The 22,966-nt window shown below is 45.0% G+C and carries 23 protein-coding genes and 2 tRNA genes; 23 read left to right on the forward strand and 2 right to left on the reverse strand.

Going from position 1 to position 22,966, the window contains the following annotated elements:
* The first annotated feature begins 45 nt into the window (after nt 1–45).
* The 8 genes from spoVT to BBA02S_RS14900 all read left to right on the forward strand — a co-directional run bounded on the left by spoVT (nt 46) and on the right by BBA02S_RS14900 (nt 6,094).
* Complete coding sequence (gene spoVT, locus BBA02S_RS14865; RefSeq protein WP_041101907.1) at nt 46–582, forward strand: stage V sporulation protein T; 537 nt, start codon at nt 46–48, stop codon at nt 580–582.
* Between the two features lie 168 nt (nt 583–750).
* The gene (locus tag BBA02S_RS14870; protein ID WP_231557228.1) at nt 751–2,334 is read left to right on the forward strand and encodes a putative polysaccharide biosynthesis protein; all 1,584 of its coding nucleotides are present in this window, start codon (nt 751–753) and stop codon (nt 2,332–2,334) included.
* A gap of 36 nt (nt 2,335–2,370) precedes the next feature.
* On the forward strand, nt 2,371–3,834 hold the full coding sequence (yabN, locus tag BBA02S_RS14875) for a bifunctional methyltransferase/pyrophosphohydrolase YabN (protein ID WP_041114455.1): 1,464 nt from the start codon (nt 2,371–2,373) through the stop codon (nt 3,832–3,834).
* A gap of 25 nt (nt 3,835–3,859) precedes the next feature.
* Nucleotides 3,860–4,120 carry an RNA-binding S4 domain-containing protein gene (locus tag BBA02S_RS14880; protein ID WP_041101950.1) on the forward strand — a complete coding sequence of 87 codons (261 nt, stop codon included), beginning with the start codon at nt 3,860–3,862 and terminating at the stop codon, nt 4,118–4,120.
* 118 nt (nt 4,121–4,238) lie between these two features.
* Complete coding sequence (gene yabP / locus BBA02S_RS14885; RefSeq protein ID WP_041101910.1) at nt 4,239–4,538, forward strand: sporulation protein YabP; 300 nt, start codon at nt 4,239–4,241, stop codon at nt 4,536–4,538.
* Nucleotides 4,535–5,146, forward strand: coding sequence for a spore cortex biosynthesis protein YabQ (gene yabQ / locus BBA02S_RS14890; RefSeq protein ID WP_041101912.1), 612 nt, complete (start codon nt 4,535–4,537; stop codon nt 5,144–5,146). Before yabP ends, yabQ begins: the two co-directional genes overlap by 4 nt.
* A 16-nt stretch (nt 5,147–5,162) precedes the next feature.
* Nucleotides 5,163–5,561 carry an FtsB family cell division protein gene (locus tag BBA02S_RS14895; RefSeq protein ID WP_041101914.1) on the forward strand — a complete coding sequence of 133 codons (399 nt, stop codon included), beginning with the start codon at nt 5,163–5,165 and terminating at the stop codon, nt 5,559–5,561.
* An 80-nt stretch (nt 5,562–5,641) separates the two neighbouring features.
* On the forward strand, nt 5,642–6,094 hold the full coding sequence (locus tag BBA02S_RS14900; RefSeq protein ID WP_041101916.1) for a S1 domain-containing RNA-binding protein: 453 nt from the start codon (nt 5,642–5,644) through the stop codon (nt 6,092–6,094).
* Between the two features lie 255 nt (nt 6,095–6,349).
* On the opposite strand, the gene BBA02S_RS14905 is transcribed toward BBA02S_RS14900, so the two are convergent.
* Both BBA02S_RS14905 and BBA02S_RS14910 read right to left on the reverse strand, forming a co-directional pair.
* Nucleotides 6,350–6,421 (reverse strand) — tRNA-Glu (locus tag BBA02S_RS14905).
* Nucleotides 6,422–6,489: 68 nt separating this feature from the next.
* A tRNA-Met gene (locus BBA02S_RS14910) sits at nt 6,490–6,563 on the reverse strand.
* 254 nt (nt 6,564–6,817) lie between these two features.
* Between BBA02S_RS14910 and spoIIE the strand changes: the two genes are divergently transcribed.
* The 15 genes from spoIIE to lysS all read left to right on the forward strand — a co-directional run bounded on the left by spoIIE (nt 6,818) and on the right by lysS (nt 22,711).
* Nucleotides 6,818–9,313, forward strand: coding sequence for a stage II sporulation protein E (gene spoIIE / locus BBA02S_RS14915; RefSeq protein ID WP_041101953.1), 2,496 nt, complete (start codon nt 6,818–6,820; stop codon nt 9,311–9,313).
* An 87-nt stretch (nt 9,314–9,400) separates the two neighbouring features.
* On the forward strand, nt 9,401–10,135 hold the full coding sequence (locus BBA02S_RS14920; protein WP_041101918.1) for a vWA domain-containing protein: 735 nt from the start codon (nt 9,401–9,403) through the stop codon (nt 10,133–10,135).
* Nucleotides 10,107–11,072: a protein kinase domain-containing protein gene (locus tag BBA02S_RS14925; protein ID WP_041101920.1), complete on the forward strand. Its 966-nt coding sequence runs from the start codon at nt 10,107–10,109 to the stop codon at nt 11,070–11,072. Before BBA02S_RS14920 ends, BBA02S_RS14925 begins: the two co-directional genes overlap by 29 nt.
* 75 nt (nt 11,073–11,147) lie before the next feature.
* The gene (tilS, locus tag BBA02S_RS14930; protein ID WP_041114457.1) at nt 11,148–12,527 is read left to right on the forward strand and encodes a tRNA lysidine(34) synthetase TilS; all 1,380 of its coding nucleotides are present in this window, start codon (nt 11,148–11,150) and stop codon (nt 12,525–12,527) included.
* 12 nt (nt 12,528–12,539) lie between these two features.
* Nucleotides 12,540–13,094, forward strand: coding sequence for a hypoxanthine phosphoribosyltransferase (hpt, locus tag BBA02S_RS14935; RefSeq protein WP_041101923.1), 555 nt, complete (start codon nt 12,540–12,542; stop codon nt 13,092–13,094).
* 114 nt (nt 13,095–13,208) lie between these two features.
* Nucleotides 13,209–15,206, forward strand: coding sequence for an ATP-dependent zinc metalloprotease FtsH (gene ftsH, locus BBA02S_RS14940; RefSeq protein WP_041101924.1), 1,998 nt, complete (start codon nt 13,209–13,211; stop codon nt 15,204–15,206).
* Nucleotides 15,207–15,460: 254 nt separating this feature from the next.
* Nucleotides 15,461–16,225 carry a type III pantothenate kinase gene (locus tag BBA02S_RS14945; RefSeq protein WP_162301621.1) on the forward strand — a complete coding sequence of 255 codons (765 nt, stop codon included), beginning with the start codon at nt 15,461–15,463 and terminating at the stop codon, nt 16,223–16,225.
* A 19-nt stretch (nt 16,226–16,244) separates the two neighbouring features.
* On the forward strand, nt 16,245–17,126 hold the full coding sequence (hslO, locus tag BBA02S_RS14950) for an Hsp33 family molecular chaperone HslO (RefSeq protein WP_041114459.1): 882 nt from the start codon (nt 16,245–16,247) through the stop codon (nt 17,124–17,126).
* A 150-nt stretch (nt 17,127–17,276) separates the two neighbouring features.
* Nucleotides 17,277–18,203, forward strand: a complete 927-nt coding sequence (gene cysK / locus BBA02S_RS14955) for a cysteine synthase A (protein ID WP_041101930.1) — start codon at nt 17,277–17,279, stop codon at nt 18,201–18,203.
* 99 nt (nt 18,204–18,302) lie between these two features.
* A complete protein-coding gene (gene folP, locus BBA02S_RS14960) occupies nt 18,303–19,118 on the forward strand; it encodes a dihydropteroate synthase (RefSeq protein ID WP_041114461.1) in 816 nt (271 codons plus the stop codon).
* Between the two features lie 4 nt (nt 19,119–19,122).
* Nucleotides 19,123–19,494 carry a dihydroneopterin aldolase gene (gene folB, locus BBA02S_RS14965; protein ID WP_041101934.1) on the forward strand — a complete coding sequence of 124 codons (372 nt, stop codon included), beginning with the start codon at nt 19,123–19,125 and terminating at the stop codon, nt 19,492–19,494.
* The gene (folK, locus tag BBA02S_RS14970; RefSeq protein ID WP_041101936.1) at nt 19,487–20,014 is read left to right on the forward strand and encodes a 2-amino-4-hydroxy-6-hydroxymethyldihydropteridine diphosphokinase; all 528 of its coding nucleotides are present in this window, start codon (nt 19,487–19,489) and stop codon (nt 20,012–20,014) included. Before folB ends, folK begins: the two co-directional genes overlap by 8 nt.
* Nucleotides 19,966–20,178, forward strand: coding sequence for a helix-turn-helix domain-containing protein (locus tag BBA02S_RS14975; RefSeq protein WP_041114463.1), 213 nt, complete (start codon nt 19,966–19,968; stop codon nt 20,176–20,178). The genes folK and BBA02S_RS14975 overlap by 49 nt, the downstream gene beginning before the upstream one ends.
* 13 nt (nt 20,179–20,191) lie before the next feature.
* Complete coding sequence (dusB, locus tag BBA02S_RS14980) at nt 20,192–21,190, forward strand: tRNA dihydrouridine synthase DusB (RefSeq protein WP_041101940.1); 999 nt, start codon at nt 20,192–20,194, stop codon at nt 21,188–21,190.
* A gap of 36 nt (nt 21,191–21,226) precedes the next feature.
* Entirely contained in the window at nt 21,227–22,711 is a 1,485-nt protein-coding gene (gene lysS, locus BBA02S_RS14985; protein WP_041101942.1) for a lysine--tRNA ligase, read from the forward strand.
* Nucleotides 22,712–22,966 lie beyond the last annotated feature (255 nt).

The following is a 22,966-nucleotide window of genomic DNA, read 5'->3' on the forward strand; positions in this document are numbered from 1 at the left end:
GGTCCATTGTCAATTAATCATCTGAGGAAAGTGAGGCAACATAAGATGAAAGCAACTGGTATCGTTCGTCGAATCGACGATTTAGGACGGGTCGTCATTCCAAAGGAAATCCGCCGTACATTAAGGATCAGGGAAGGAGACCCGCTGGAGATTTTCGTTGATCGGGATGGGGAAGTTATTTTAAAGAAATACTCTCCTATTAGTGAACTAGGCGACTTTGCTGAAGAATATGCAGAGGCCTTGCATGACAGTCTGAACTCGGCTGTATTAATTTGTGACCGCGATGCGATTATTTCTGCTGCCGGAGTATCCAAAAAAGAATACGTGAATAAAAGCATTGGCGAAGTGATCGAAAAGGCAATGGATGATCGGCAAAGCATGCTGCACCATCCGCAGGCGCAGGTGTCATTCGTAGACGGACGTGAAGAAAAGGTGCAATCGTATACGCTTGCTCCCATTATTGCAGGCGGAGACCCAATCGGCGTTGTTGTTATTTTCTCTGATGAACGAGCGATCGGAGAAGTAGAGCGGAAATCCGCCGAAACCGCCGCCAGCTTTTTAGCTAAGCAAATGGAAAGTTAATCGGGAAGGGAAGCAGAAGAGAAGCTGCTTCCTTTTTTGATGAATGGCGATATAAAAGCGCCAAGCTGCCGAACATTTGTCTGTCTGGGCAGAACAAGGCACTTGCGCTTTTCAGGGTAAATATATTAAGTTGAAGGCAGTATGTTTTAGAAGGGCAGAGTGTTGATAGTGCCATTGAAAGAAAAAAATTCATTGATGCGGGGAGCCGCTATTTTAACGATGGCGGCTATCTTTATAAAAGTTTTAAGTGCTGTGTACCGCGTCCCGTTTCAAAATATAGTGGGGGATATTGGCTTTTATATTTACCAGCAGATATACCCCTTTTACGGGATTGCTACAGCCCTGGCTACATACGGGTTTCCGGTCGTTATTTCCAAGCTGGTAGCCGAATCGGGAGAGGACTTGCAGCGGCGCCGTGAGGTTATCCGGCTTTCTTACTGGGTGACAGCGGGCACAGGCATGTTGTTGTGGGCACTCGTCTTTTTTGGGTCAGAACGAATCGCCAATCAAATGGGAGACCCCTCTTTACAGCCGCTCCTTCAAATTGTGGCCTTCTCCTTTCTTTTTATTCCGTTTCTGACTGTATGGCGGGGAACGTTTCAGGGAGAGGGCAATATGGTGCCTACAGCTGTTTCACAAACAGTGGAACAATCTATCCGTGTCGGGGCGATCTTATTGTTTTCCTCTGTTTTGATTGGGAGAGGCGCTTCGCTTTACACGGCGGGAGCAGGCGCCTTTGCCGGCTCTATAGCAGGCAGTGTCGCTGCTGTAGGGGTCTTGTTTTACTTTACGCGGAAACAAGGTCTGTCGGCGGGAAGAAAGGCAAAGCTTGATCGTTTAATCACGGGGAGAGACATTCGGCTGCTTTTTATCCAATCGGCTGCTATTTGTCTTTCAAGCATAGGGATTGTTTTGTTTCAGCTAATTGATTCTTTTAATTTATACGATGGGCTTCTTAAAGCAGGCATGGATGAGTGGGGAGCAAAAATTGCCAAGGGCACTTACGACCGCGGTCAGCCGCTTTTGCAGCTTGGCACGACGGCCGCCGCTTCCCTGGCTTTAACCATTGTTCCGCTTGTGACATCCGCTTATCGCAGAAACCGGCAAGAGGAGCTCGACAACTGTATCCAGCTGGCGCTCAAAGCCAGCTTTGCCTTTGGCTTGGCAGCGACGGCCGGATTAATCAATATTATGGGAGCTGTTAATACCATGCTGTTTGAAAATAGCAGCGGCTCTTTTATTCTGTCTATTTTTTGTGCTTCTATTTTGTTTAGTTCACTTGCTCTTACATTGACAGGTATTTTACAGGGATTTGGAAATGATTTTATCCCGGCTCTCGCTGTATTAACAGGTCTTGTTTTCAAGTATATTGGAAATGCAGGGCTGATTCCCCGTTTCGGAGCAGCAGGAGCAGCCGCTGCTACGCTTTTTGCCTTTATATCGATTGCCGTTTTTCTGGGCATTTTTCTTAAGAAGAAGTGGAAGACCGTTTTGATCGAGAAAGCAGCAGCCGGCAAAGCTCTTTTTGCGGCTTTTTGCATGACGGCTGTGCTGCAGGCTTGGAAATGGCTTGTCGGCTATGCCTGGCCCCACGAAGAAAGCAGCCGGCTGGTCATGACGCTTTTGGCGTTAAGCAGTGTTGCGATCGGAGCGTTTGTCTTTATTTATATCATTTTAAAACTAAAGCTTTTTACAAAAGAAGAACTTCAGCAAATCCCGTTTGGCAGCCGGCTGAGCAAAAGGCTCAACTAAGCCATTCAAAAATCACAGTGGAAAGAGAGAGGAAACATGACGCCATCTATTACTATTGCCGGCCTTGGAGCCGGAGATATCAATCAGCTGCCTCTTGGCATATACAGATTATTATTAACAGCAGGAAAGGCTTTTGCCCGCACGCTTGACCATCCGGTGATTCACGAGCTCCAGCAGGAAGGCATCCGCTTTGAAAGCTTAGACTATATGTATGAAAAGCATGATCAATTTGAGGCGGTCTATGAAGAGATTGCCGCTTTTCTAACAGAGAAAGCCGAGGAGCACGGCCATATTATTTACACGGTGCCGGGCCATCCGATTGTGGCTGAAAAGACAGTCCAGCTCTTGCTTGAGCAGAAGCAAGCAGGGACATTAGATGTAACGATTGCCGGCGGGCACAGCTTTCTGGATGATCTTTTCGCTTCTGTTGGGGCAGATCCGATCGAAGGCTTTCAATTTCTTGACGGCACCGCTTTAAAAAAAGAAGACCTAAACATTTTTCAGCACATAGTTATTGCCCAAGTATATGATGCGTTCGTGGCCTCCGATGTGAAGTTGACATTGATGGATAAATATCCGGATGATTATCCTGTGACGATCGTGACGGCGGCTGGAAGTGCAAATGAACAAATAAAGCAGCTGCCTTTATATGAGCTGGACAGGCAAGTAACGCTGAATAACCTCACGTCTTTGTATGTGCCGCCTGTGCAAAAAGAAGAAGATACTTACAAAGAGTTTTCTGTACTGCGCCAAATTATTGCCGCCTTGCGCGGCCCGGACGGCTGTCCGTGGGATCGGGAGCAGACGCACCAATCTTTGAAAAAGTATTTAATAGAGGAAGCTTATGAGCTGCTGGAAGCAATTGACCGTGAAGACGACGATCACATGGTTGAAGAGTTGGGGGATGTCCTGCTCCAAGTAATGCTGCATGCTCAAATTGGCGAGGACGAAGGCATGTTTTCGATTGAAGATGTGATTCAATCTATTTCCCAGAAAATGATCCGCCGCCATCCCCATGTGTTTGGCGATGCGACGGCCGAAAATGCAGAGGCCGTCGTTTCGAATTGGCAGAAGATTAAAAGTGAAGAAAAAGGGGGAGCCCCGTCTTTTCGGCTGGATGAAGTCGCTAAAGGGCAGCCGGCGGTGCTGCGGGCTTATGAATTGCAAAAAAAGGCGGCCAAATCAGGATTTGACTGGGATGACGCTGCCGGTGCGATGGAAAAGGTAATGGAAGAGTGGCAGGAATTCCTGGATGAGGTGAAGAATGAGGATAGCAGCAAACAACTCGATGAATTCGGTGATATTCTGTTCGCGCTGATTAACGTTGCCCGCTTTTATGATATTCATCCAGAGGAAGCCTTAGCAAAAGTAAATGAAAAGTTTTACCGCCGTTTTAACCATGTAGAAAAGAGCGTGAAAGAGAGCGGCCGGCCATTTGAGGATTTTTCATTGGATGAGCTGGATGCTTTTTGGGACGAGGCAAAAAAATTAGGTTTATAAAAAGGGAGAGAAGCAGATGTCGACAATGAGACTAGATAAATTTTTAAAGGTTTCACGATTAATTAAACGGAGAACATTAGCAAAGGAAGTAGCGGATCAAGGGAGAATCACTATTAATGGGACAACGGCAAAGGCCAGCTCTAACATCAAAGAAGGAGACGAGCTGTCTATTAGACTAGGTCAGCGCGTGCTGACTGTAAAGGTAGAAAAACTCCAGGAAACGACAAGAAAAGAAGAAGCAGCCGGCATGTATCAATTGCTGAAAGAAGAAAGAATCAACGAATAAGCGAGGCCGGCCGCTTAAAAGACTGATAGGTTTAAATTTCTTCCTTCCCCTCATAGTTTTGCTCCTGCTTGCATACATTTAGTGGCAAAGCTTGTACTTTGCAGTGAGGGGGAGAAAGATGAATCAGGAGTATGATTCGGTTAATAATCGCTCAACTGATGGCCATGATATTGTCATGCAAGGCAGAAAGATCATGGAAATTACCGGAGTCAAACAAGTAGAAAGCTTCGACAGCGAGGAATTTTTACTGGTCACTGTCATGGGAATGCTCATTATAAAAGGTGAAAATCTGCAAATGAAAAACTTAGACGTAGACCGGGGGCTGGTGGCGATTAAAGGCCGCATCTCCAGCTTTGTCTACACAGATCAATCCACGGGCGATAAATCAAAAGGATTATTTAGTAAGTTGTTCAAATGACGCTAACCGTTCAATTTGAAACGTTATTGTCGATGATCGCCATGGGGATTTTCTTTGGAGCATTCCTGGACACCTATCAAAGATTTTTAAAGCGGCAGACCCGGCCGCGAATCATTTCTTTTTTCACGGATATTGTGTTTTGGTGTGTATTTGGATTGTTAATCTTCTATTGCTTATACCGGGTGAATTTCGGAGAGATCCGCCTCTATTTGTTTCTGGCGCTTCTTTGTGGCTACTCAGCTTATCAGGCACTGTTCAAACGACTGTATGCGCGGCTTCTTGAACAAGTTATTTTAACAGTAGTCAATCTTTTCTTATTTTTAAAGAAATGCTTTTATTTTCTCATTATCCTCCCAATTAAGCTCATCATCAAAGCAGTCCTTATTGTAACTGGTTTAATAGGAAAGACTTTGCTGCTTCTTGCCAAAACAGCCCTTTCCCTATTATTATTGGTAGGAAAGATTGTTTTCTCGCCTGTTTTCTTGGTTTGGCGCTTTTTTCCTGATAGAATACAAAAGAAAGCAGCTATTTTAAATGAGAAGCTGGCAGGATTTTTCTTATTAGTCAAGAATACAGTTATCAATAAAGCAAATCGCTGGAAAAAATGAGCCGGGAGGAAGGGAAATGAGCGGTTTAAACAAACAAAAAGTAACTGCCTTGAAAAACGCCTTTGTCTTCAGCCGTGCGAGAAAAGACTTGTTTCTGGCAAGGCACAAAAAAAAGCTTTACAGAAGGCTGGGGGCCTTTATGATCGTAGCCCTGATTCTTTCTATTGGCTTGATGTCGACTCTTTACTCACGAACGGCCCATCTTGAAGAGCAAAAGCTTGCAAAGGAAGAAGCAGAGGCAACACTTGCAGAGTTAAAGCAGCAGCAGAAGCAATATGAAGAAGAATTGAAGAGGCTGGAAGACGATGAATACATCGCCGAGCTGGCCAGGAAAAAGTATTTTTTATCGGATGATGGAGAGATTATCTTTAATATTCCTGAATCAGATGGGAACAGCGGGAAAAGTAAAGAATAAGAAGGTATATTGACACCTTTTTTTTTCGTAATATAATAAAGGTTAAAGTTTGATCATTTCTAAGGAGGAACATTTTTTTTATGTCAATCGAAGTAGGCAGCAAGTTACAAGGTAAAGTGACAGGGATCACTAAATTTGGAGCGTTTGTTGAACTGCCGGAAGGCTCAACAGGATTAGTACACATTAGTGAAGTGGCGGACAACTATGTAAAAGATATCAATGATCATTTGAAGGTCGGCGATGAAGTAGAAGTAAAAGTCATTAATGTGGAAAGTGATGGAAAGATTGGTCTATCCATCCGCAAGGCGAAAGACCAGCCGCAGCAGCAACAGCAACAGCAGTCCTATCGTCCCCGTCCAAGAAACAATGATTACCGCTCTAAAGGACCAAGAGGAGGAGGAAACTATTCAGCTCCGAAAGAAAACTTTGAACAAAAAATGGCCCGCTTTCTGAAAGAAAGCGAAGATCGTCTGTCTACCTTGAAACGCCAAACAGAATCGCGCCGCGGCGGTAGAGGAGCGAAACGGGGTTAATTGCTGTCTATTTAATTATATCTATGATCGGATCGGAAAACATTCAGCAGCAAAAACGGCTTTGCCCAGTTATAAGAACTGGGCAAAGCCGTTTTTTATTAACAGCCGTCTGTCGGGAGCCCCCGGCTGGACGGAAGAAGCTAAAAATGTGAATAATCCGAAACAATAGGCCAAAATATGCCACTAAATTCATAAATAAAAAACCAGATTTCAGACAGACCGCTTGGATCCTTTGAAATCTGGTTTTTTTGCCGATGACCCGTACGGGATTCGAACCCGTGTTACCGCCGTGAAAGGGCGGTGTCTTAACCGCTTGACCAACGGGCCTTTTTCGTGAACAGCAGCGGCCGGCCCATAAATCGGCGCCGGCAACCGGCTGTATTGGCTTTTCTTAGTAGCGGCGGAGGGGATCGAACCCCCGACCTCACGGGTATGAACCGTACGCTCTAGCCAGCTGAGCTACACCGCCATAATTGAAGTAGAATTGAAGCACAATGAATATAATACTTAGGTTGCAAGCAATTGTCAATTACTTTTTAATAGTTTATCAAAAATTATTTTATTCCGAGCCAATAAAAGGTCTGTATGCTCTCATCCGGCTGATAAAAAAAGTGGCTTTTCTTGCTGTCGAACGTTTTTTTGAGAAGTCTTCTCTTTTTGACAAACTTTGAAAGCATTGTTTTGTATAATTGCGGCAAAGAAACGTGGATGGGAGTTGTTAACATGGAGAAAGCGGAAAGAAGTTTGACGGAGCCGGTTAATCATGTGGCATTAGAGGAGACAAAGCTGGAGGTGTTTAAAGGGGTAAAGCAGGTTTTCGGCCATTTGCAGGTGCTGCTGCTTGAAAAAGGCTTTATCTTGCTTATTATTGGGTTTTTATTGGGACGGGCTTTAATCCTTTCTCATTTAACCCCGTTCGGCCTTCCTTTTTTCGCAGCTGCTTTTATGCTGCGGCGCGATTGTGCTCCACTTGCTTTAATTGGTTTGCTTGCAGGATCTTTAACCTTGTCCATTGAGCAAATGAGTTATTCCTTTTTTTCGATCGCCGTGTTCCTAGTTGTCTATCGAATGTTGAAAAATTTCCATAAGGAAGATGCTGTGTCACTGCCGTTCTTTGTATTCTTTACGGTCTTGGCGGTAAAAACTGCATTTTCCTATTTTCAAAGCGGCCAGCAGTTTGCTCCTTATGATGTACTGATGGCTGCCATTGAATCCTCCCTGGCATTCGTGCTCACTCTTATCTTTATGCAGAGCATACCTTTTCTATCACTGAAAAAAAGGATAAAGGCATTAAAAACCGAAGAAATTGTCAGTTTAATTATTATGCTTGCTTCCATCACGTCCGGTACGATTGGCTGGACGCTTTACGGTTTATCCATTGAACATATTTTTTCGAGGTATTTAGTGTTAATCTTCTCATTTATCTCAGGAGCGGCTGTCGGTTCTACTGTTGGCGTCGTCACTGGGCTGATTTTCAGCCTTGCCAGTGTGTCCAGCTTTTTTCAAATGAGCTTGCTGGCTTTTGCCGGCTTGCTTGGCGGATTATTAAAGGAATGGCGAAAAGCGGGCGCAGCCGGCGGACTGCTGATTGCTACATTACTGGCTGGCATGTACGGAGAACAGGGAATACCTCTTATGCAAACATTATACGAATCGCTGGCAGCGGTTGCGCTGTTATTTTTGACACCGAAAATTGTTACTGACCAGCTGGCCAAGCTTATACCCGGCACAGCCGAGCACTCCAATGAGCAACAGCAATATTTGCGCAAGATGCGAGACGTCACAGCGAATAGAGTAGAGCAGTTTTCTGAAGTATTCCAGGCTTTATCCAAAAGCTTTTCCCAATATAACATTGAAGCATTGGATAATTATGAAGAACGGGAGCTGGATATGTTTTTGAGCCATGTCACTGAAAAGACCTGCCAGACCTGCTTTAAAAAAGAGCAATGCTGGACGAAAAACTTTCATCAAACCTATCACTTAATGAAGGATGTGCTTTGCGAGCTTGATGAAGGCCAAGCCGGATTGACACAAAGGCTGTCGCGGGAGCTCGATGCCCATTGCTTCCGGCCTGGACGGGTAGAGGAAGCGATCAAGCAGCAGTTAACATATTATCAAGCAAATCAAAAGCTGAAAAAGCAGGTGCATGACAGCCGCAAGCTTGTAGCCGAACAGCTTCGCGGCGTTTCAGAAGTCATGAGTGACTTTGCCGAGGAAATTCAGCGGGAACGGGAAAATCATTATAACCAAGAAGAACAAATATTAGAAGCGATCGAAGCGTTTGGTTTGGAAATTGAATATGTGGATATATACAGCTTGCAAAAAAGCAATGTAGATATTGAGATTTGTCTTCCGTTTACTTATAACAGCCATGGAGAATGCCAAAAGGTGATCGCTCCGATGCTGTCAGATATTTTGGGTGACAATGTCATTGTGCATAAAGAAGAATGTGAGGGCGGTCCTGCCGGTGTCTGCCATGTTGTTTTCCGGTCCGCGAAAGCGTTTGCTGTCACTACAGGGGCAGCCCACGCGGCCAAAGGAGGCGGATTAGTGTCCGGAGACAGTTATTCCACCATTGAACTGGGGGCAGGAAAGTATGCTGTTGCGATCAGCGACGGAATGGGGAATGGGGAAAGGGCTCATTATGAAAGCCATGAAACACTCCGGCTGCTGCAGCAAATTTTAAAGTCAGGCATCGAAGAGAAGGTTGCTATTAAATCAGTCAATTCCATCCTTTCTCTGCGGACAACTGACGAAATTTTCTCAACTCTTGACTTAGTCATCATTGACCTGCAGGATGCCGTTGCCAACTTTTTGAAGGTAGGCTCCACCCCAAGCTTCATTAAGCGGGGCAATAAAATTATGAAGATAGAGGCGAGCAATTTGCCGATCGGTATTTTACAGGAATTTGAAGTAGATGTAGTGAGTGAGCAGCTAAAGTCCGGAGATTTAATTATTATGATGAGTGACGGCATCTTTGAAGGGCCGAAAAATGTAGAGAACAAGGATTTGTGGATGAAAAGAAAAATACAGGAAATGGAAACGGATGATCCGCAGATGATTGCTGATCTTTTGATTGAAGAGGTGATCCGGACAAGGTCCGGGGAAATTGAAGACGATATGACGGTAGTGGTAGCGAAGGTAGAACACAACTTGCCGAAATGGACATCTATCCCGATGCAGTTCGGCTTTTCAAAAAAGAAAAAGAAAATTTCTTGAGGGAAGGGGTTTGGGCTTTTATTCAAGTATAATTTTTCCTCTTTCTGGCGAGGCTGAAGATAACTCGTTAAGGTTGGAGGGGTTATGATGAATCAAGGAACGATCAAGCAAATTTTATTGTTGACAGACGGCTGCTCAAATCATGGGGAAGATCCGGTTGCCATGGCTGCTCTAGCAAGGGAACAGGGGATTACTGTGAATGTTATTGGAATTATAGATGATGATGCCGCAGATCAGCGCGGACTTCAGGAAATTGATCAGATTGCTTTATCAGGAGGCGGCATTAGCCAGACGGTTTGTGCTAAGCAGCTATCTCACACTGTTCAAATGGTCACAAGGCAAGCAATGACTCAAACCTTGCAAGGGGTAGTGAACGAACAGTTAAAGAAAATATTGCATAAGGAAACAGAGCTGGATGAATTGCCCCCTGATACCCGCGGCGAAGTGATGGAGGTAGTGGATGAGCTGGGTGAAACAGCCAACTTGGAGGTGCTGATTTTAGTTGATACGAGTGCCAGCATGAAAAGCAAGCTGCCGACAGTGAAGGAGGCGCTTCTCGACTTATCGCTAAGCATGAATGCCAGAATGGGAAGCAGCCGCTTCTCCTTATGGATATTTCCCGGGAAAAGAAAAGATACGGAGCAGCTGCTTGATTGGACGCCGCAGCTGGATTCACTAACATCTATGTTTTCAAAGCTGTCTCCCGGCGGGTTAACACCGACGGGTCCAGCGATTCGTGAAGCTATTTCCCGTTTCCAAACGAAGCGAAGCAGGAAAGGCTGGTTGTCAGGCGATGATGAATACATCGAAAAATCAGTTTAATATTAGCCGAGGGACGGTCATACACGGCAAATGGCACAAGCAAGCTTATTTAGTGGAACGGATGATCGGCCAGGGAGCTGCTGGTACAGTGTATTTAGTGAATGGAGCGTCTGGAGCAGCAGCGCTCAAGTTCAGCAATCCATTATCTATCACGGCTGAAATGAACGTTTTGAAGGCGTTTGCTAAGGTCCAGGGGTCTTCCCTTGGACCTTCTTTGTTAGATGCTGATGACTGGGAAAGCAGCTGGGGGGTACATCCTTTTTATGTAATGGAGTACATACAAGGACCGACATTATCCGATTTTGTCCAGGCAAGGGGGACCTCGTGGATTGGCGTCCTGCTGTTGCAGCTCCTCGAAAATCTGCAAACTCTTCATGAGGCTGGCTGGATATTTGGCGATATTAAGCCTGACAATTTAATTGTATCTGGACCGCCGTATGCTCTTCGCTGTGTAGATGTTGGCGGAACGACAAAAATGGGGAGAGCGGTGAAGGAGTATACAGAGTTTTTTGACAGAGGTTATTGGCGTGCCGGTTCCCGAAAAGCAGAGCCCTCCTATGATTTATTTGCTGCTGCCATGGTGGCCATCAACCTGGCTTATCCGCAAAGATTCGCACGAAGCGAAGCCGGGGTAAAGCAGTTGGAGGAGAAAGTCAGGCAAAAGAAAGAGCTGGAGGCGATGGCTCCTGTACTGATTAAATCACTGCAGGGCAAATATGCTGATGCAGGGACCATGCGTAAAGAATTGCTGGCCGCCCTCAGCAGCGAGGCCAAGAAAAGCGAGCCGGCAAAGAGGAGATCTCCCAGCCGCCAAAGCAGCGGCCGTGCGTCGCTTCAGCAGCAGAAGAGAAAAAGACAAGGGCTATATACCGTCACTCTCATTTTATTTGTAGCTGTCGTCTATGTTTTATATGTGCTGACAGAGTTGCTTGTGTGATTTCGGGGCTTCCTTTTGTTTAGTCACTTCAGAAAGTGTTAATATAGTCAGTAAAAAAGAGCAGGATGAGGAACAATGCTGACATATGAAGAGAACGTCAAACAATTTATTAATCGGCATCAGCTAATCGGCCAAGGCGACAAGGTGGCTGTCGGTGTGTCGGGAGGCCCGGATTCATTGTCCTTGCTTTCTTACTTGGCAAACAAGCGCAAAGAGTGGCAAATCGAGGTGTTCGCTCTTCATTTGGATCATATGTTTAGGGGGGAAGAGTCTTACCGGGAATTAAAGTTTGTTGAACAGTTTTGCCAAAGCAGAGACATTCCTTTTTATGCGGAAAGAATCCAGATTGAGAAGCAAATGAAAGAGACGGGAGGAAGCTTGCAGGAGGTGTCAAGGCGCGTGCGCTACCGCTTTTTCGAGAGAGGGCTTGAGCACTTTTCGGCCGATAAATTGGCTCTCGCTCACCACGGTGATGACCAAGTAGAGACAGTGACAATGCAATTAGTAAAGGGAGCCGGCAGCCGTACAGGCATCCCTGTCCGAAGGCCTTTAGGCAAATGGGAGGTGGTTCGGCCGCTTCTATATGTAAACAAAGAGATGATTGAGGAGTACTGTTTACACTACGAGCTTGATCCGCGTCGGGATCCGAGCAATGAGAAGCCCATTTATACCCGTAATCGCTTCCGCTCTGAGCTGCTTCCTTTTTTCAAGCAGGAAAATCGCAAAGTTCATGAGCATTTCCAAAGGTTCAGTGAAGAACTGTCTGAAGACAATCAGTTTCTGGAAGATTTAACAAGGGAAAAACTGCATAATATATGGCAAAAGGATGACAGCGGTTGTTCCCTCAAAGTTGAGGCTTTTCGGTCAATGCCTTTGCCTTTACAAAAAAGAGCGATTCATCTAATATTAAACTATCTTTACAAAGGAAAAAATCCCTTCTCTTTCGTACATATCCAACAGATTTTACACCTTTTAATGGAAGACAAATCCTCATGGAAACTGGACTTGCCTCATGGGTTAAAAGTCTGCAGGGAATATCAATTTTGTATTTTCACATTTAATATTCCGGATAAAAAAGAATATGTGTTTAAACTGGATGAAGGAGACCGGATCACCTGGCCATATGGAGGCCAGTTTGCACTGGCTGATCAACTTCCTGAAGCCACAGCTGCATACGAGTATATGATCCTTAATGATAAAGTCAAGCGTCCGCTTTATATCCGTACAAGGCGAACAGGCGATAAAATCCAGCCGAAAGGGATGGAGGGCTCAAAAAAGCTGAAAGACTTATTCATTGATGAGAAAGTTGTCCCCGCCAAGCGTGATCAATGGCCAATTGTAACAGATAGCGAGGGGAAACTGCTCTGGGTGCCCGGACTGAAGAGGTCCAGGCATGAAGAAACAAGCTCTGCTGGCAACCATTTAATATTAATTTATATACGCAATCACTTCTAGGAGGCTAACAAATTGTTAAACCAGGATATCGAGAAAGTACTCATTACTGAGGAAGAAATTCAAGAGAAAATTAAAGAGCTCGGTCTTGAACTCACAGAGGAGTATAAAGATAAGTTTCCCCTTGTTATTGGAGTTTTAAAAGGAGCTATGCCTTTCATGGCAGACTTGATTAAGCGAATGGATACTTATTTGGAAATGGACTTTATGGATGTTTCCAGCTACGGCCGTTCAACCACTTCATCCGGAGAAGTAAAAATTGTAAAGGATCTGGATACATCTGTTGAAGGTCGGGATATACTCATTATTGAGGACATTATTGACAGCGGCTTGACATTAAGCTATCTTGTGGAGCTTTTCCGTTACCGAAAAGCAAAGTCCATTAAGATTGTGACATTGTTAGATAAGCCGACAGGCAGAAAGGCGAAGATTAAAGCTGACATAGTTGGATTTAATGTGCCTGATGCCTTTGTTGTAGGCTATGGCCTTGATTATGCAGAAAGATACCGGAATCTTCCTTATATCGGTGTGTTGAAGCCGGAAGTATACACGAAAGCGGATAACGAATAAGAAAGGTTGATCACCATACATGAATAGGCCGATCCGCATGTCAAATAGTTGTAATGCCAAGATTTTCTATGATAGTATTGAATACAGTATTTTTACCGTGGGAGGAGGTAAGGGATGAGCCGGATTTTTCGTTATACCATATTTTATTTGTTAGTTTTCCTTGTCATTATTGGGGTTGTCAGCTACTTCAACAGCAATAATGAGCCTAATAAGAATATAACGTACAATGAATTTGTTTCCTATCTAGAAAAAGATCAGGTAAACTCATTTTCCATGCAGCCGGAAAGAGGCGTGTATGAAGTCCGCGGCCAGCTGAAAGGTGCGCGTGAAGGCGAGTTTTTCCTTACTTATGTAATGAACAGTGAGAACATGCTGAATCGCATTGACGAGGCAGCGAAAGATTCAAAAGTAGAAATTCTGCCTGCTAAAGAGACAAGCGGATGGGTGTCTTTCTTCACTACCATCATCCCTTTCTTAATTATTTTCCTTTTATTCTTCTTCTTGTTGAATCAAGCGCAAGGCGGCGGCAGCCGAGTCATGAACTTTGGAAAAAGCAAAGCCCGCTTGTACAATGATGAAAAGAAAAAAGTCCGCTTTAAAGATGTAGCGGGAGCAGATGAGGAAAAGCAAGAGTTAGTGGAAGTGGTTGAGTTTTTAAAAGATCCGCGCAAGTTCTCTGAACTGGGCGCACGCATTCCAAAAGGGGTTCTATTAGTCGGACCTCCAGGTACTGGTAAAACATTGCTTGCACGTGCAGCAGCGGGAGAAGCGGGTGTTCCGTTCTTCACAATCAGCGGTTCGGACTTTGTCGAAATGTTCGTCGGGGTCGGTGCTTCCCGGGTGCGCGACCTGTTTGAAAACGCGAAAAAGAATGCGCCGTGTATGATTTTTATTGATGAAATTGATGCGGTCGGACGTCAGCGCGGCGCTGGTCTTGGCGGCGGGCATGACGAACGCGAGCAAACATTGAATCAGCTGTTAGTTGAAATGGACGGCTTTAGCGCGAATGAAGGAATTATCATTATTGCCGCTACCAACCGTCCGGATATTCTAGACCCTGCCTTATTGCGTCCAGGCCGTTTTGACCGTCAAATTACGGTAGATCGTCCAGATGTCAATGGCCGTGAAGCGGTGCTCCGCGTCCATGCGCGCAATAAGCCTCTCGATGATTCAATCGACTTAAAAGCGATCGCAATGCGCACTCCGGGCTTTTCCGGTGCGGATCTAGAGAACTTGTTGAATGAAGCGGCACTTGTGGCTGCTCGCCGCAACAAGAAAAAAATTGACATGCGTGATGTTGATGAAGCAACTGACCGGGTAATTGCCGGTCCTGCGAAGAAAAGCCGTGTAGTTTCTCAGAAGGAAAGAAAAATTGTCGCTTTCCACGAAGCAGGACACACGGTCATCGGTCTTGTGCTTGATGAGGCAGAGATGGTTCATAAAGTAACGATTGTTCCGCGCGGCCAAGCTGGCGGTTATGCGGTTATGCTGCCGAAAGAGGACCGTTACTTGATGACAAAGCCGGAGCTTCTTGATAAGATCACAGGTTTGCTGGGCGGCCGTGTAGCTGAAGACATTATCTTTGGTGAAGTGTCAACTGGCGCACACAATGACTTCCAGCGTGCAACGGGTATTGCCCGCCGAATGGTGACTGAATTCGGGATGAGTGATAAGCTTGGTCCGCTTCAATTTGGTCAAACTTCCGGCGGCCAGGTATTCCTTGGACGAGACTTTAATAACGAACAAAATTATTCAGATGCGATTGCCTATGAAATCGATCTTGAAATTCAGCGCATTATGAAAGAATGCTATGAGCGCGCGAAGAATATCTTGACTGAGAATCGCGATAAGCTTGAGTTGATCGCCAATACTCTAATTGATATCGAAACGCTCGATGCTGCTCAAATTAAACACCTCGTTGACCATGGTACGCTGCCAGAGCGCAAGTACAATGCAGAGGACAAAGAAGGAAAGCTGGAGCTTTCTAAAGATGAACAGGTAGTTGTTAATGTCCAGAAGAAGGAAGAAGTGTCTGAAACGACTGAGTCAACAACTGATCTTGAAAAGAAAGAACAGCAGCCAAACGATCGGGAAGATGACCCGAAAGCTTAACGGAAAACGCCGATGAAAATCGGCGTTTTTTTCATGAGATGCACGCTTGGAGACTGCTCACTGCTGTTGGGAGGAACAACCTGCTTTCATAAGACCGGCCGGATCAAGAGAAGCTAAAACAGCCGCCGGTTATTCGCCGTCTTTTATTTAGGTGAAAATCCTTTCTTTTGGAAGTCGTGACATAATGATGTTACCGCTTTTATGTGATATGATGAATGGCAGCAATAAAAGTTTAAATGAGTGTGGTGAGAGTCTTGATATTTGTGTTGGATGTAGGGAATACAAATACTGTATTGGGCGTTTATGAAGAGGATGAATTGAAATTCCACTGGCGAATTGAAACGAGCCGCAACAAGACAGAAGACGAATACGGAATGATCGTGAAAAATCTTTTTCAGCACGTAGGGATTACGTTTGATCAGATCGAGGGAATTATCATTTCTTCTGTTGTTCCTCCCATTATGTTTTCGCTGGAACAGATGTGTCAAAAGTACTTTCATATAAAGCCAATGATTGTTGGTCCCGGGATGAAAACCGGTTTAAATATTAAATACGAGAACCCGCGTGAAGTGGGAGCTGACCGGATCGTTAATGCAGTCGCGGCTATTCATGAATACGGAAGCCCTTTGATAATCGTAGACTTTGGAACAGCTACTACGTATTGCTATATCGATGAAGACGGCCATTACATGGGCGGGGCGATTGCGCCGGGCATTAATATTTCTACGGAAGCTCTTTATTCCAGAGCCGCTAAGCTGCCCCGCATAGAAATTATCCGGCCGGATCATGTGGTCGGGAAAAACACAGTGGCCGCTATGCAGGCCGGAATACTCTACGGATATGTTGGCCAAGTAGACGGCATTGTCAATCGAATGAAGGAACAAAGCAAAAAGACGCCGACTGTAGTTGCAACCGGCGGTCTCGCTCCTCTAATTGGAGAAGAAGCTCAATCGATTGATATCATTGACCCGCTGTTAACCCTTAAAGGCCTATGCCTGATTTACAAACGCAACCTTTAGGAAGAAAGGAGTTTTCCTTATGAAGGATTATTTAGTAAAAGCTCTTGCTTTTGACGGGCAAGTTCGTGCCTATGCAGTGAATACAACAGAAACCATCAATGAAGCACAAAAAAAGCATTATACCTGGCCGACAGCTTCTGCCGCCATGGGACGGGCTATGACAGCTGGCGTAATGATGGGAGCCATGCTGAAAGGTGAAGAGAAAATTACCATTAAAATCGAGGGCGGCGGTCCGATCGGAGCAATTCTTGTTGATGCGAACTCCAAGGGAAAAGTCCGAGGCTATGTGACGAACCCGCAAACTCATTTTGACTTAAATGAGCATGGCAAGCTTGACGTCCGGCGTGCTGTCGGTACCGAAGGCATGATTACAGTCGTAAAGGATGTTGGGCTTCGCGACCATTTTAGCGGTCAGACACCGATTGTTTCCGGTGAGCTTGGGGAAGACTTTACGTATTATTTTGTTGCTTCTGAGCAAGTGCCTTCCTCCGTTGGTGTTGGCGTACTCGTCAATCCGGATAACTCTATTCTAGCTGCAGGCGGATTTATCATTCAGATTATGCCTGGAGCCGAGGAAGAAGTCATCTCTGTGATTGAGCAAAAAATCACGGCTATGGCTCCAATTTCCAAGCTGATTGAAAAAGGAATGTCTCCTGAGGAAATTCTCTATTATATTTTGGGGAAAGAAAACGTCAAGGTTCTTGAGGAAATGCCTGTTCAATTCGAATGCACTTGCTCAAAAGAGCGGTTCGGGAATGCAATAGTCAGTCTTGGAAAACAGGAAATCGAGGAAATGATTGAGGAGGATGGACAGGCGGAAACCCAATGCCATTTCTGCAATGAAAAATACATCTTCACAAAAATTGAACTCGAGCAATTGAAAGCAGCAGCTACTAGCTAATTGAATGAATGAAAAACCTGCTGACAAAAATGTTTTGCAGGTTTTTTAATAAGTAGCTCGTATAGAAATGAGTAAAAAGATTGACTTTTGTTGAAAAGATTGTTAAATTCTATATAACCAATAAAAATACTCGGTATTGAGGTGGATAAAATGGTACGTGTAGCAAATTCGGTAGCTGAGTTAGTCGGCCACACTCCTATTGTAAAATTGAATAACGTAACAAATGAAAACAGCGCAGACGTATACTTAAAGCTGGAATATATGAATCCGGGAAGCAGTGTGAAAGATCGGATTGCCCTCGCTATGATCACGGCAGCAGAAGAAAGCGGCAATTTGAAAGAGGGCGGCACAATCATTGAGCCGACCAGCGGAAACACAGGAATCGGCTTGGCGATGATTGCAGCAGCGAAAGGCTATCGTGCAATTCTTGTTATGCCGGATACGATGAGCATGGAGCGCCGCAACCTGCTTCGTGCTTACGGTGCGGAGCTTGTGCTCACACCTGGAGCGGAGGGAATGAACGGCGCGATTCGCAAGGCGAAAGAACTGGCTGAGGAGAAAGGATATTTTATGCCGCAGCAGTTTGAAAATGAAGCAAATCCAGAAATCCATCGGCAAACAACAGGGAAAGAAATTGCTGAGCAAATGGATGAACTCGATGCTTTTATTGCCGGTATCGGAACAGGCGGAACCATTACAGGGGCTGGCCAGGTGCTGAAGGAAAAGTTTCCGGGTGTCAAAATTTATGCGGTGGAACCTGCGGATTCGCCAGTTCTCTCTGGAGGAAAACCAGGCCCGCATAAAATTCAAGGAATCGGTGCCGGCTTTGTGCCAAAGGTGCTGGATACGAAAGTGTACGATGAAATTATCACCATTGCGAATGAGGAAGCTTTTGAAACAGCGCGAAAAGTTGCCCGCGAAGAAGGGATTTTGGGTGGTATTTCCTCTGGCGCCGCTGTAGCCGCTGCATTAAAGGTAGCTGAAAAGCTTGGAAAAGGAAAAAAAGTCCTTGCGATTATTCCGAGTAACGGCGAACGCTACTTAAGCACGCCGCTGTATGATTTTGAAGAAAATTGAACGGATGAAAAAACAGGCTGAGAAATCAGCCTGTTTTTATTTTTCGTCGTTTAGACATGTTAAAATAAAAACAGACTGAAAGATGGAAGGGGCAGAAAGATGAAAGTTGCAGCAGGGCCGCATGAGTTGGACTTCTCGAAGAAAACTTACATTATGGGGATTTTAAATACAACGCCCGATTCATTTTCGGATGGCGGGCGCTTTAACGAGAGGGAAACAGCTGTTCGCCATGCGGAGAAAATGGTACAAGAAGGAGCGGATCTCATTGATATTGGCGGTGAATCCACGCGTCCGGGCTACACGCCTGTTTCAGCAGACGAAGAGCTGAAGCGAGTTTTGCCTGTTATTCAGGCAGTAGCCGCTCATGTGAATGTACCAATTTCCATTGATACCTATAAGGCGGAAACAGCACGGCAATCGATTGAAGCCGGCGCTCATATCATCAATGACATTTGGGGAGCGAAGAAGGACCCCGAAATTGCGGCGGTAGCTGCTGAGAAACAAGTGCCGATTATTCTGATGCATAACAGGGACAATATGAATTATCACGCTTTTATCCGGGAGGTGCTTCTTGATTTGTATGAAAGCATCAATATTGCCATTAAAGCCGGTGTGCCCGAGAACCAAATTATTCTCGATCCTGGCATTGGCTTTGCCAAGGACATGAATCAGCATATGCTCATGCTGCAGCACTTGGATCAAGTGGCCGCTCTTGGATTCCCTGTGTTGCTCGGTGCTTCGCGCAAAAGAATTGTTGGGCATATTTTGGATCTGCCTGTAGAGGAGAGAATGGAAGGAACGGGTGCGATTTGCTGTTTTGGCATTGAGAAGGGCTGTCATATTTTGCGGGTGCATGATGTGAAGCCGATCAGCCGAATGGCGAAAATGACGGATGCATTAGTCGGAAAGGGATGAAATGATGGATAAGATATATGTAACCGGCATGGAGTTCTATGGATATCATGGCGTATTTCCTGAAGAAAATAAACTTGGCCAGCGTTTTCGGGTGGATGCAACGCTGGAAGTCTCCCTGCAAAAAGCCGGGCAGTCAGATGACTTGAATGATTCTGTTAACTATGGAGAAATTTATCAGGTGTGCAAAGAGATTGTGGAAAACCGGACATTTAAGCTGGTGGAGGCCATTGCTGAGCACATTGCTGCAGCGCTGTTAGATGCCTTTCCTAAGGCAGCTGCCTGTACAATCAAAGTAATCAAGCCAGACCCGCCCATTCCTGGACATTATGACCATGTAGCTGTAGAAGTTATGAGGAGAAGAGCGGAACATGAATAATCAAGCTTTTTTATCCTTGGGAACAAACATGGGGGACAGGCTGGCTAACCTGCAGGAGGCCCTTCGCTTGCTCCGCTCGCATGATGCGGTCACCGTGGCCAAGCTCTCCTCTATTTATGAAACAGAGCCTGTAGGCTATACAGAACAGCCGGCTTTTCTCAATATGGCTGTTCAAGTGAGCACTTCTTTATCAGCGCAGGAGCTGCTGGATCTATGCTTGTCGATTGAACAGGAAATTGGAAGAGTTAGGGAGTTCAGGTGGGGCCCGCGAATAATAGACCTTGACATTTTATTGTATAATCAAGACAATATTGAATCAGAGAAGCTTATCATTCCGCACCCAAGAATGCATGAACGCGCTTTTGTGCTCGTTCCTCTAATAGAGATTGATCCAGCCATTTGTTTTCCAGGGAGTAACAGACCGCTTGAAGAAGCACTTTCGAGTATTCAAGAAAGGAAAGGTGTTCGCCTGTGGAAACAGAACAATGGGGAAGAAGAATTCGAGCTTTCAGGAAGCTAAAGGGATTTACCCAAGAACAGCTTGCTCAGCAGCTTGGAGTGTCTTTGTCCGTGCTTGGAGAAGTGGAAAGAGGCAGTCGTCCGCTGACTGATGAGTTATTAAAGGAAATATCGCAAGCTTTGCATATATCAACTGATGAATTGTGTCCGCCGGAAAAAAAGTAGAAAGGTGAGGAATATGTTAAAGATCGGAAACATCGAGATGAAAAACCCCGTTGTACTTGCACCGATGGCAGGGATTTGTAATTCTGCTTTTCGTCTGACGGTAAAAGAATTTGGTGCCGGACTCGTTTGTGCTGAAATGGTCAGCGACAAGGGGATTGTTTTCCAAAATGAAAAGACGCTGGACATGCTTTATATTGATGAAAGAGAAAAACCGCTGAGTCTGCAGATTTTTGGAGGAGAAAAAGAATCGCTCGTTCAAGCTGCAAGCTTTGTTGATAAGAATACAAATGCTGATATTATTGATATTAATATGGGCTGCCCGGTTCCTAAAATTACAAAATGTGATGCAGGAGCTAAATGGCTGCTTGACCCAAACAAAATCTATGAAATGGTGTCAGCGGTCGTAGATGCCGTTGATAAACCGGTTACAGTGAAAATGCGTATGGGATGGGATGAGGACCATATTTACGCAGTAGAGAACGCCCGTGCTGTTGAGAGAGCAGGAGGAAAAGCCGTAGCGCTTCATGGCCGGACTCGTGTACAAATGTATGAGGGAACAGCGAACTGGGATATCATTAAAGAAGTGAAGCAATCGGTCGGCATTCCGGTCATCGGGAATGGTGATGTCCAAACGCCGCAGGATGCCAAGCGGATGCTTGAAGAAACAGGGGTAGACGGAGTGATGATTGGCCGTGCTGCTCTCGGTAATCCATGGATGATTTACCGGACGGTGAAGTATTTAGAAACAGGCGAGCTTATGGAAGAACCTTCAGCACGCGAGAAAATAGACGTTTGCCTGCTGCACCTTGACCGTCTTATCGCATTGAAAAATGAAAACATTGCTGTACGCGAAATGCGAAAGCATGCTGCCTGGTATCTAAAAGGCATTCGCGGCAATGCGCGTGTGCGCAAGGATATCAACTTATGTGAAACAAGAGAGCAGCTAGTGAGCCTGCTGTCTAATTTTGTTCAAGAAGCAGAAGAGAAAGAAGCAGCTATTCAAGCTGGATAATAGGCAAGGGTGACCATAGGAATAGGAGTGAGTGGAATGAGTGAGGAACTAAACGACCAGCTATTGGTGAGAAGAGAGAAAATGCAGGCGTTAAAAGATAAAGGACTAGACCCTTTCGGCAAACGTTTTGAACGCACCCATACAGCTAGCGGCATTGCAGCCGCCTATGATGGTTTTTCTAAGGAAGAGTTAGAAGAACAAGCTATTGAAGTGAAAATTGCCGGCCGCATCATGACCAAGCGCGGAAAAGGAAAAGCGGGCTTTGCTCATGTGCAAGATTTAACTGGACAAATTCAAATTTACGTTCGTAAAGATGCAATTGGCGAAGAAGCATATGAAGTATTTAATATGACGGACCTTGGGGATCTTGTTGGTGTCACTGGCACGATTTTCAAAACAAAAGTAGGCGAACTATCCATTAAGGTCAGCCACTACGAATTTTTGACGAAAGCTTTGCGTCCGCTTCCTGACAAGTTCCACGGACTAAAGGATGTTGAACAGCGCTATCGCCAGCGGTACTTGGATTTAATTACAAGTCCGGAAAGCCAGCAAACATTCATCACCCGCAGCCGTATTATTCAATCTATGAGACGTTATTTAGACGATCATGGCTATTTAGAAGTGGAAACACCGATGATGCATTCAATTGCCGGCGGCGCTTCTGCTCGTCCGTTTATTACGCATCATAATGCGCTTGATATGGAGCTGTATATGCGTATTGCGATTGAGCTCCATTTAAAGCGCCTTATTGTCGGCGGTATGGAGAAAGTATATGAAATCGGCCGTGTCTTCCGAAATGAAGGGGTCTCTACGCGCCATAACCCGGAATTTACGATGATTGAATTGTATGAAGCTTACGCTGATTACCAAGATATTATGCGCCTGACAGAAAACTTAATTGCCCACATCGCCGAAGAAGTGCACGGCACAACAACCGTCACCTACGGAGAATATGAAGTGAACTTGCAGCCGCAATGGCGCCGTTTGCATATGGTAGACGCCGTAAAAGAATATACAGGCGTAGACTTCTGGCAGCAAATGACGGACGAACAAGCTCGTGAGTTAGCTAAAGAGCATGGAATTGAATATAAAGAAACGATGCAGTATGGACATATTGTTAATGAATTTTTTGAACAAAAGGTAGAAGAAGAATTAATTCAGCCTACTTTCATTTATGGGCATCCGGTTGAAATCTCTCCGCTTGCCAAGAAAAATGAGGAAGACCCTCGTTTTACAGATCGTTTCGAATTGTTTATCGTTGGACGTGAGCATGCTAATGCCTTTACAGAATTAAACGATCCAATTGATCAGCGTGAACGCTTTGAGGCTCAATTAAAAGAGCGTGAGCAAGGAAACGATGAAGCTCATGAAATGGATGATGATTTCATTGAAGCATTAGAATACGGACTTCCGCCTACAGGAGGATTAGGCATCGGGATTGACCGCCTGGTTATGCTGCTGACGAACTCTCCTTCTATTCGTGACGTGCTTCTCTTCCCGCTTATGAGACATAAAGAATAGTTTACAAGGATCGCTTATAAGCGATCCTTTTTTTATCCTGGAGCTGCAGTTATCAAGCTTAAATAAAAAGTTGCCCTCTTCAACTAACTAATTTAAAAAAGTACTTGCATACAAGAAAGAGAGGTGGTATATTTATATTCGTTGCTAACAACGCTTGCTTGTTTGACAAAAAAACATCAAAAAAGTTGTTGACAACAAGAACTGAAAATGATATATTTAAGAGGTCGCCAAAAACGACCTAAGAAAAAATTGATC

The sequence above is a fragment of the Bacillus badius NBRC 15713 genome, from assembly GCF_001591605.1.
GTDB classification, from domain to species: Bacteria; Bacillota; Bacilli; order Bacillales; family Domibacillaceae; genus Pseudobacillus; species Pseudobacillus badius.

What these genes read in the sequence shown, in the direction of transcription:
- BBA02S_RS14920 (WP_041101918.1), top strand. Translation starts at nt 9,401, where the DNA reads ATGAATCAAGGAACGATCAAGCAAATTTTATTGTTGACAGACGGCTGC.
- ftsH (WP_041101924.1), top strand. Translation starts at nt 13,209, where the DNA reads ATGAGCCGGATTTTTCGTTATACCATATTTTATTTGTTAGTTTTCCTT.
- BBA02S_RS14900 (WP_041101916.1), top strand. Translation starts at nt 5,642, where the DNA reads ATGTCAATCGAAGTAGGCAGCAAGTTACAAGGTAAAGTGACAGGGATC.
- lysS (WP_041101942.1), top strand. Translation starts at nt 21,227, where the DNA reads ATGAGTGAGGAACTAAACGACCAGCTATTGGTGAGAAGAGAGAAAATG.
- hslO (WP_041114459.1), top strand. Translation starts at nt 16,245, where the DNA reads ATGAAGGATTATTTAGTAAAAGCTCTTGCTTTTGACGGGCAAGTTCGT.
- folK (WP_041101936.1), top strand. Translation starts at nt 19,487, where the DNA reads ATGAATAATCAAGCTTTTTTATCCTTGGGAACAAACATGGGGGACAGG.
- BBA02S_RS14895 (WP_041101914.1), top strand. Translation starts at nt 5,163, where the DNA reads ATGAGCGGTTTAAACAAACAAAAAGTAACTGCCTTGAAAAACGCCTTT.
- yabN (WP_041114455.1), top strand. Translation starts at nt 2,371, where the DNA reads ATGACGCCATCTATTACTATTGCCGGCCTTGGAGCCGGAGATATCAAT.
- yabQ (WP_041101912.1), top strand. Translation starts at nt 4,535, where the DNA reads ATGACGCTAACCGTTCAATTTGAAACGTTATTGTCGATGATCGCCATG.
- spoIIE (WP_041101953.1), top strand. Translation starts at nt 6,818, where the DNA reads ATGGAGAAAGCGGAAAGAAGTTTGACGGAGCCGGTTAATCATGTGGCA.
- folB (WP_041101934.1), top strand. Translation starts at nt 19,123, where the DNA reads ATGGATAAGATATATGTAACCGGCATGGAGTTCTATGGATATCATGGC.
- spoVT (WP_041101907.1), top strand. Translation starts at nt 46, where the DNA reads ATGAAAGCAACTGGTATCGTTCGTCGAATCGACGATTTAGGACGGGTC.
- cysK (WP_041101930.1), top strand. Translation starts at nt 17,277, where the DNA reads ATGGTACGTGTAGCAAATTCGGTAGCTGAGTTAGTCGGCCACACTCCT.
- BBA02S_RS14880 (WP_041101950.1), top strand. Translation starts at nt 3,860, where the DNA reads ATGAGACTAGATAAATTTTTAAAGGTTTCACGATTAATTAAACGGAGA.
- BBA02S_RS14925 (WP_041101920.1), top strand. Translation starts at nt 10,107, where the DNA reads ATGATGAATACATCGAAAAATCAGTTTAATATTAGCCGAGGGACGGTC.
- yabP (WP_041101910.1), top strand. Translation starts at nt 4,239, where the DNA reads ATGAATCAGGAGTATGATTCGGTTAATAATCGCTCAACTGATGGCCAT.
- folP (WP_041114461.1), top strand. Translation starts at nt 18,303, where the DNA reads ATGAAAGTTGCAGCAGGGCCGCATGAGTTGGACTTCTCGAAGAAAACT.
- tilS (WP_041114457.1), top strand. Translation starts at nt 11,148, where the DNA reads ATGCTGACATATGAAGAGAACGTCAAACAATTTATTAATCGGCATCAG.
- dusB (WP_041101940.1), top strand. Translation starts at nt 20,192, where the DNA reads ATGTTAAAGATCGGAAACATCGAGATGAAAAACCCCGTTGTACTTGCA.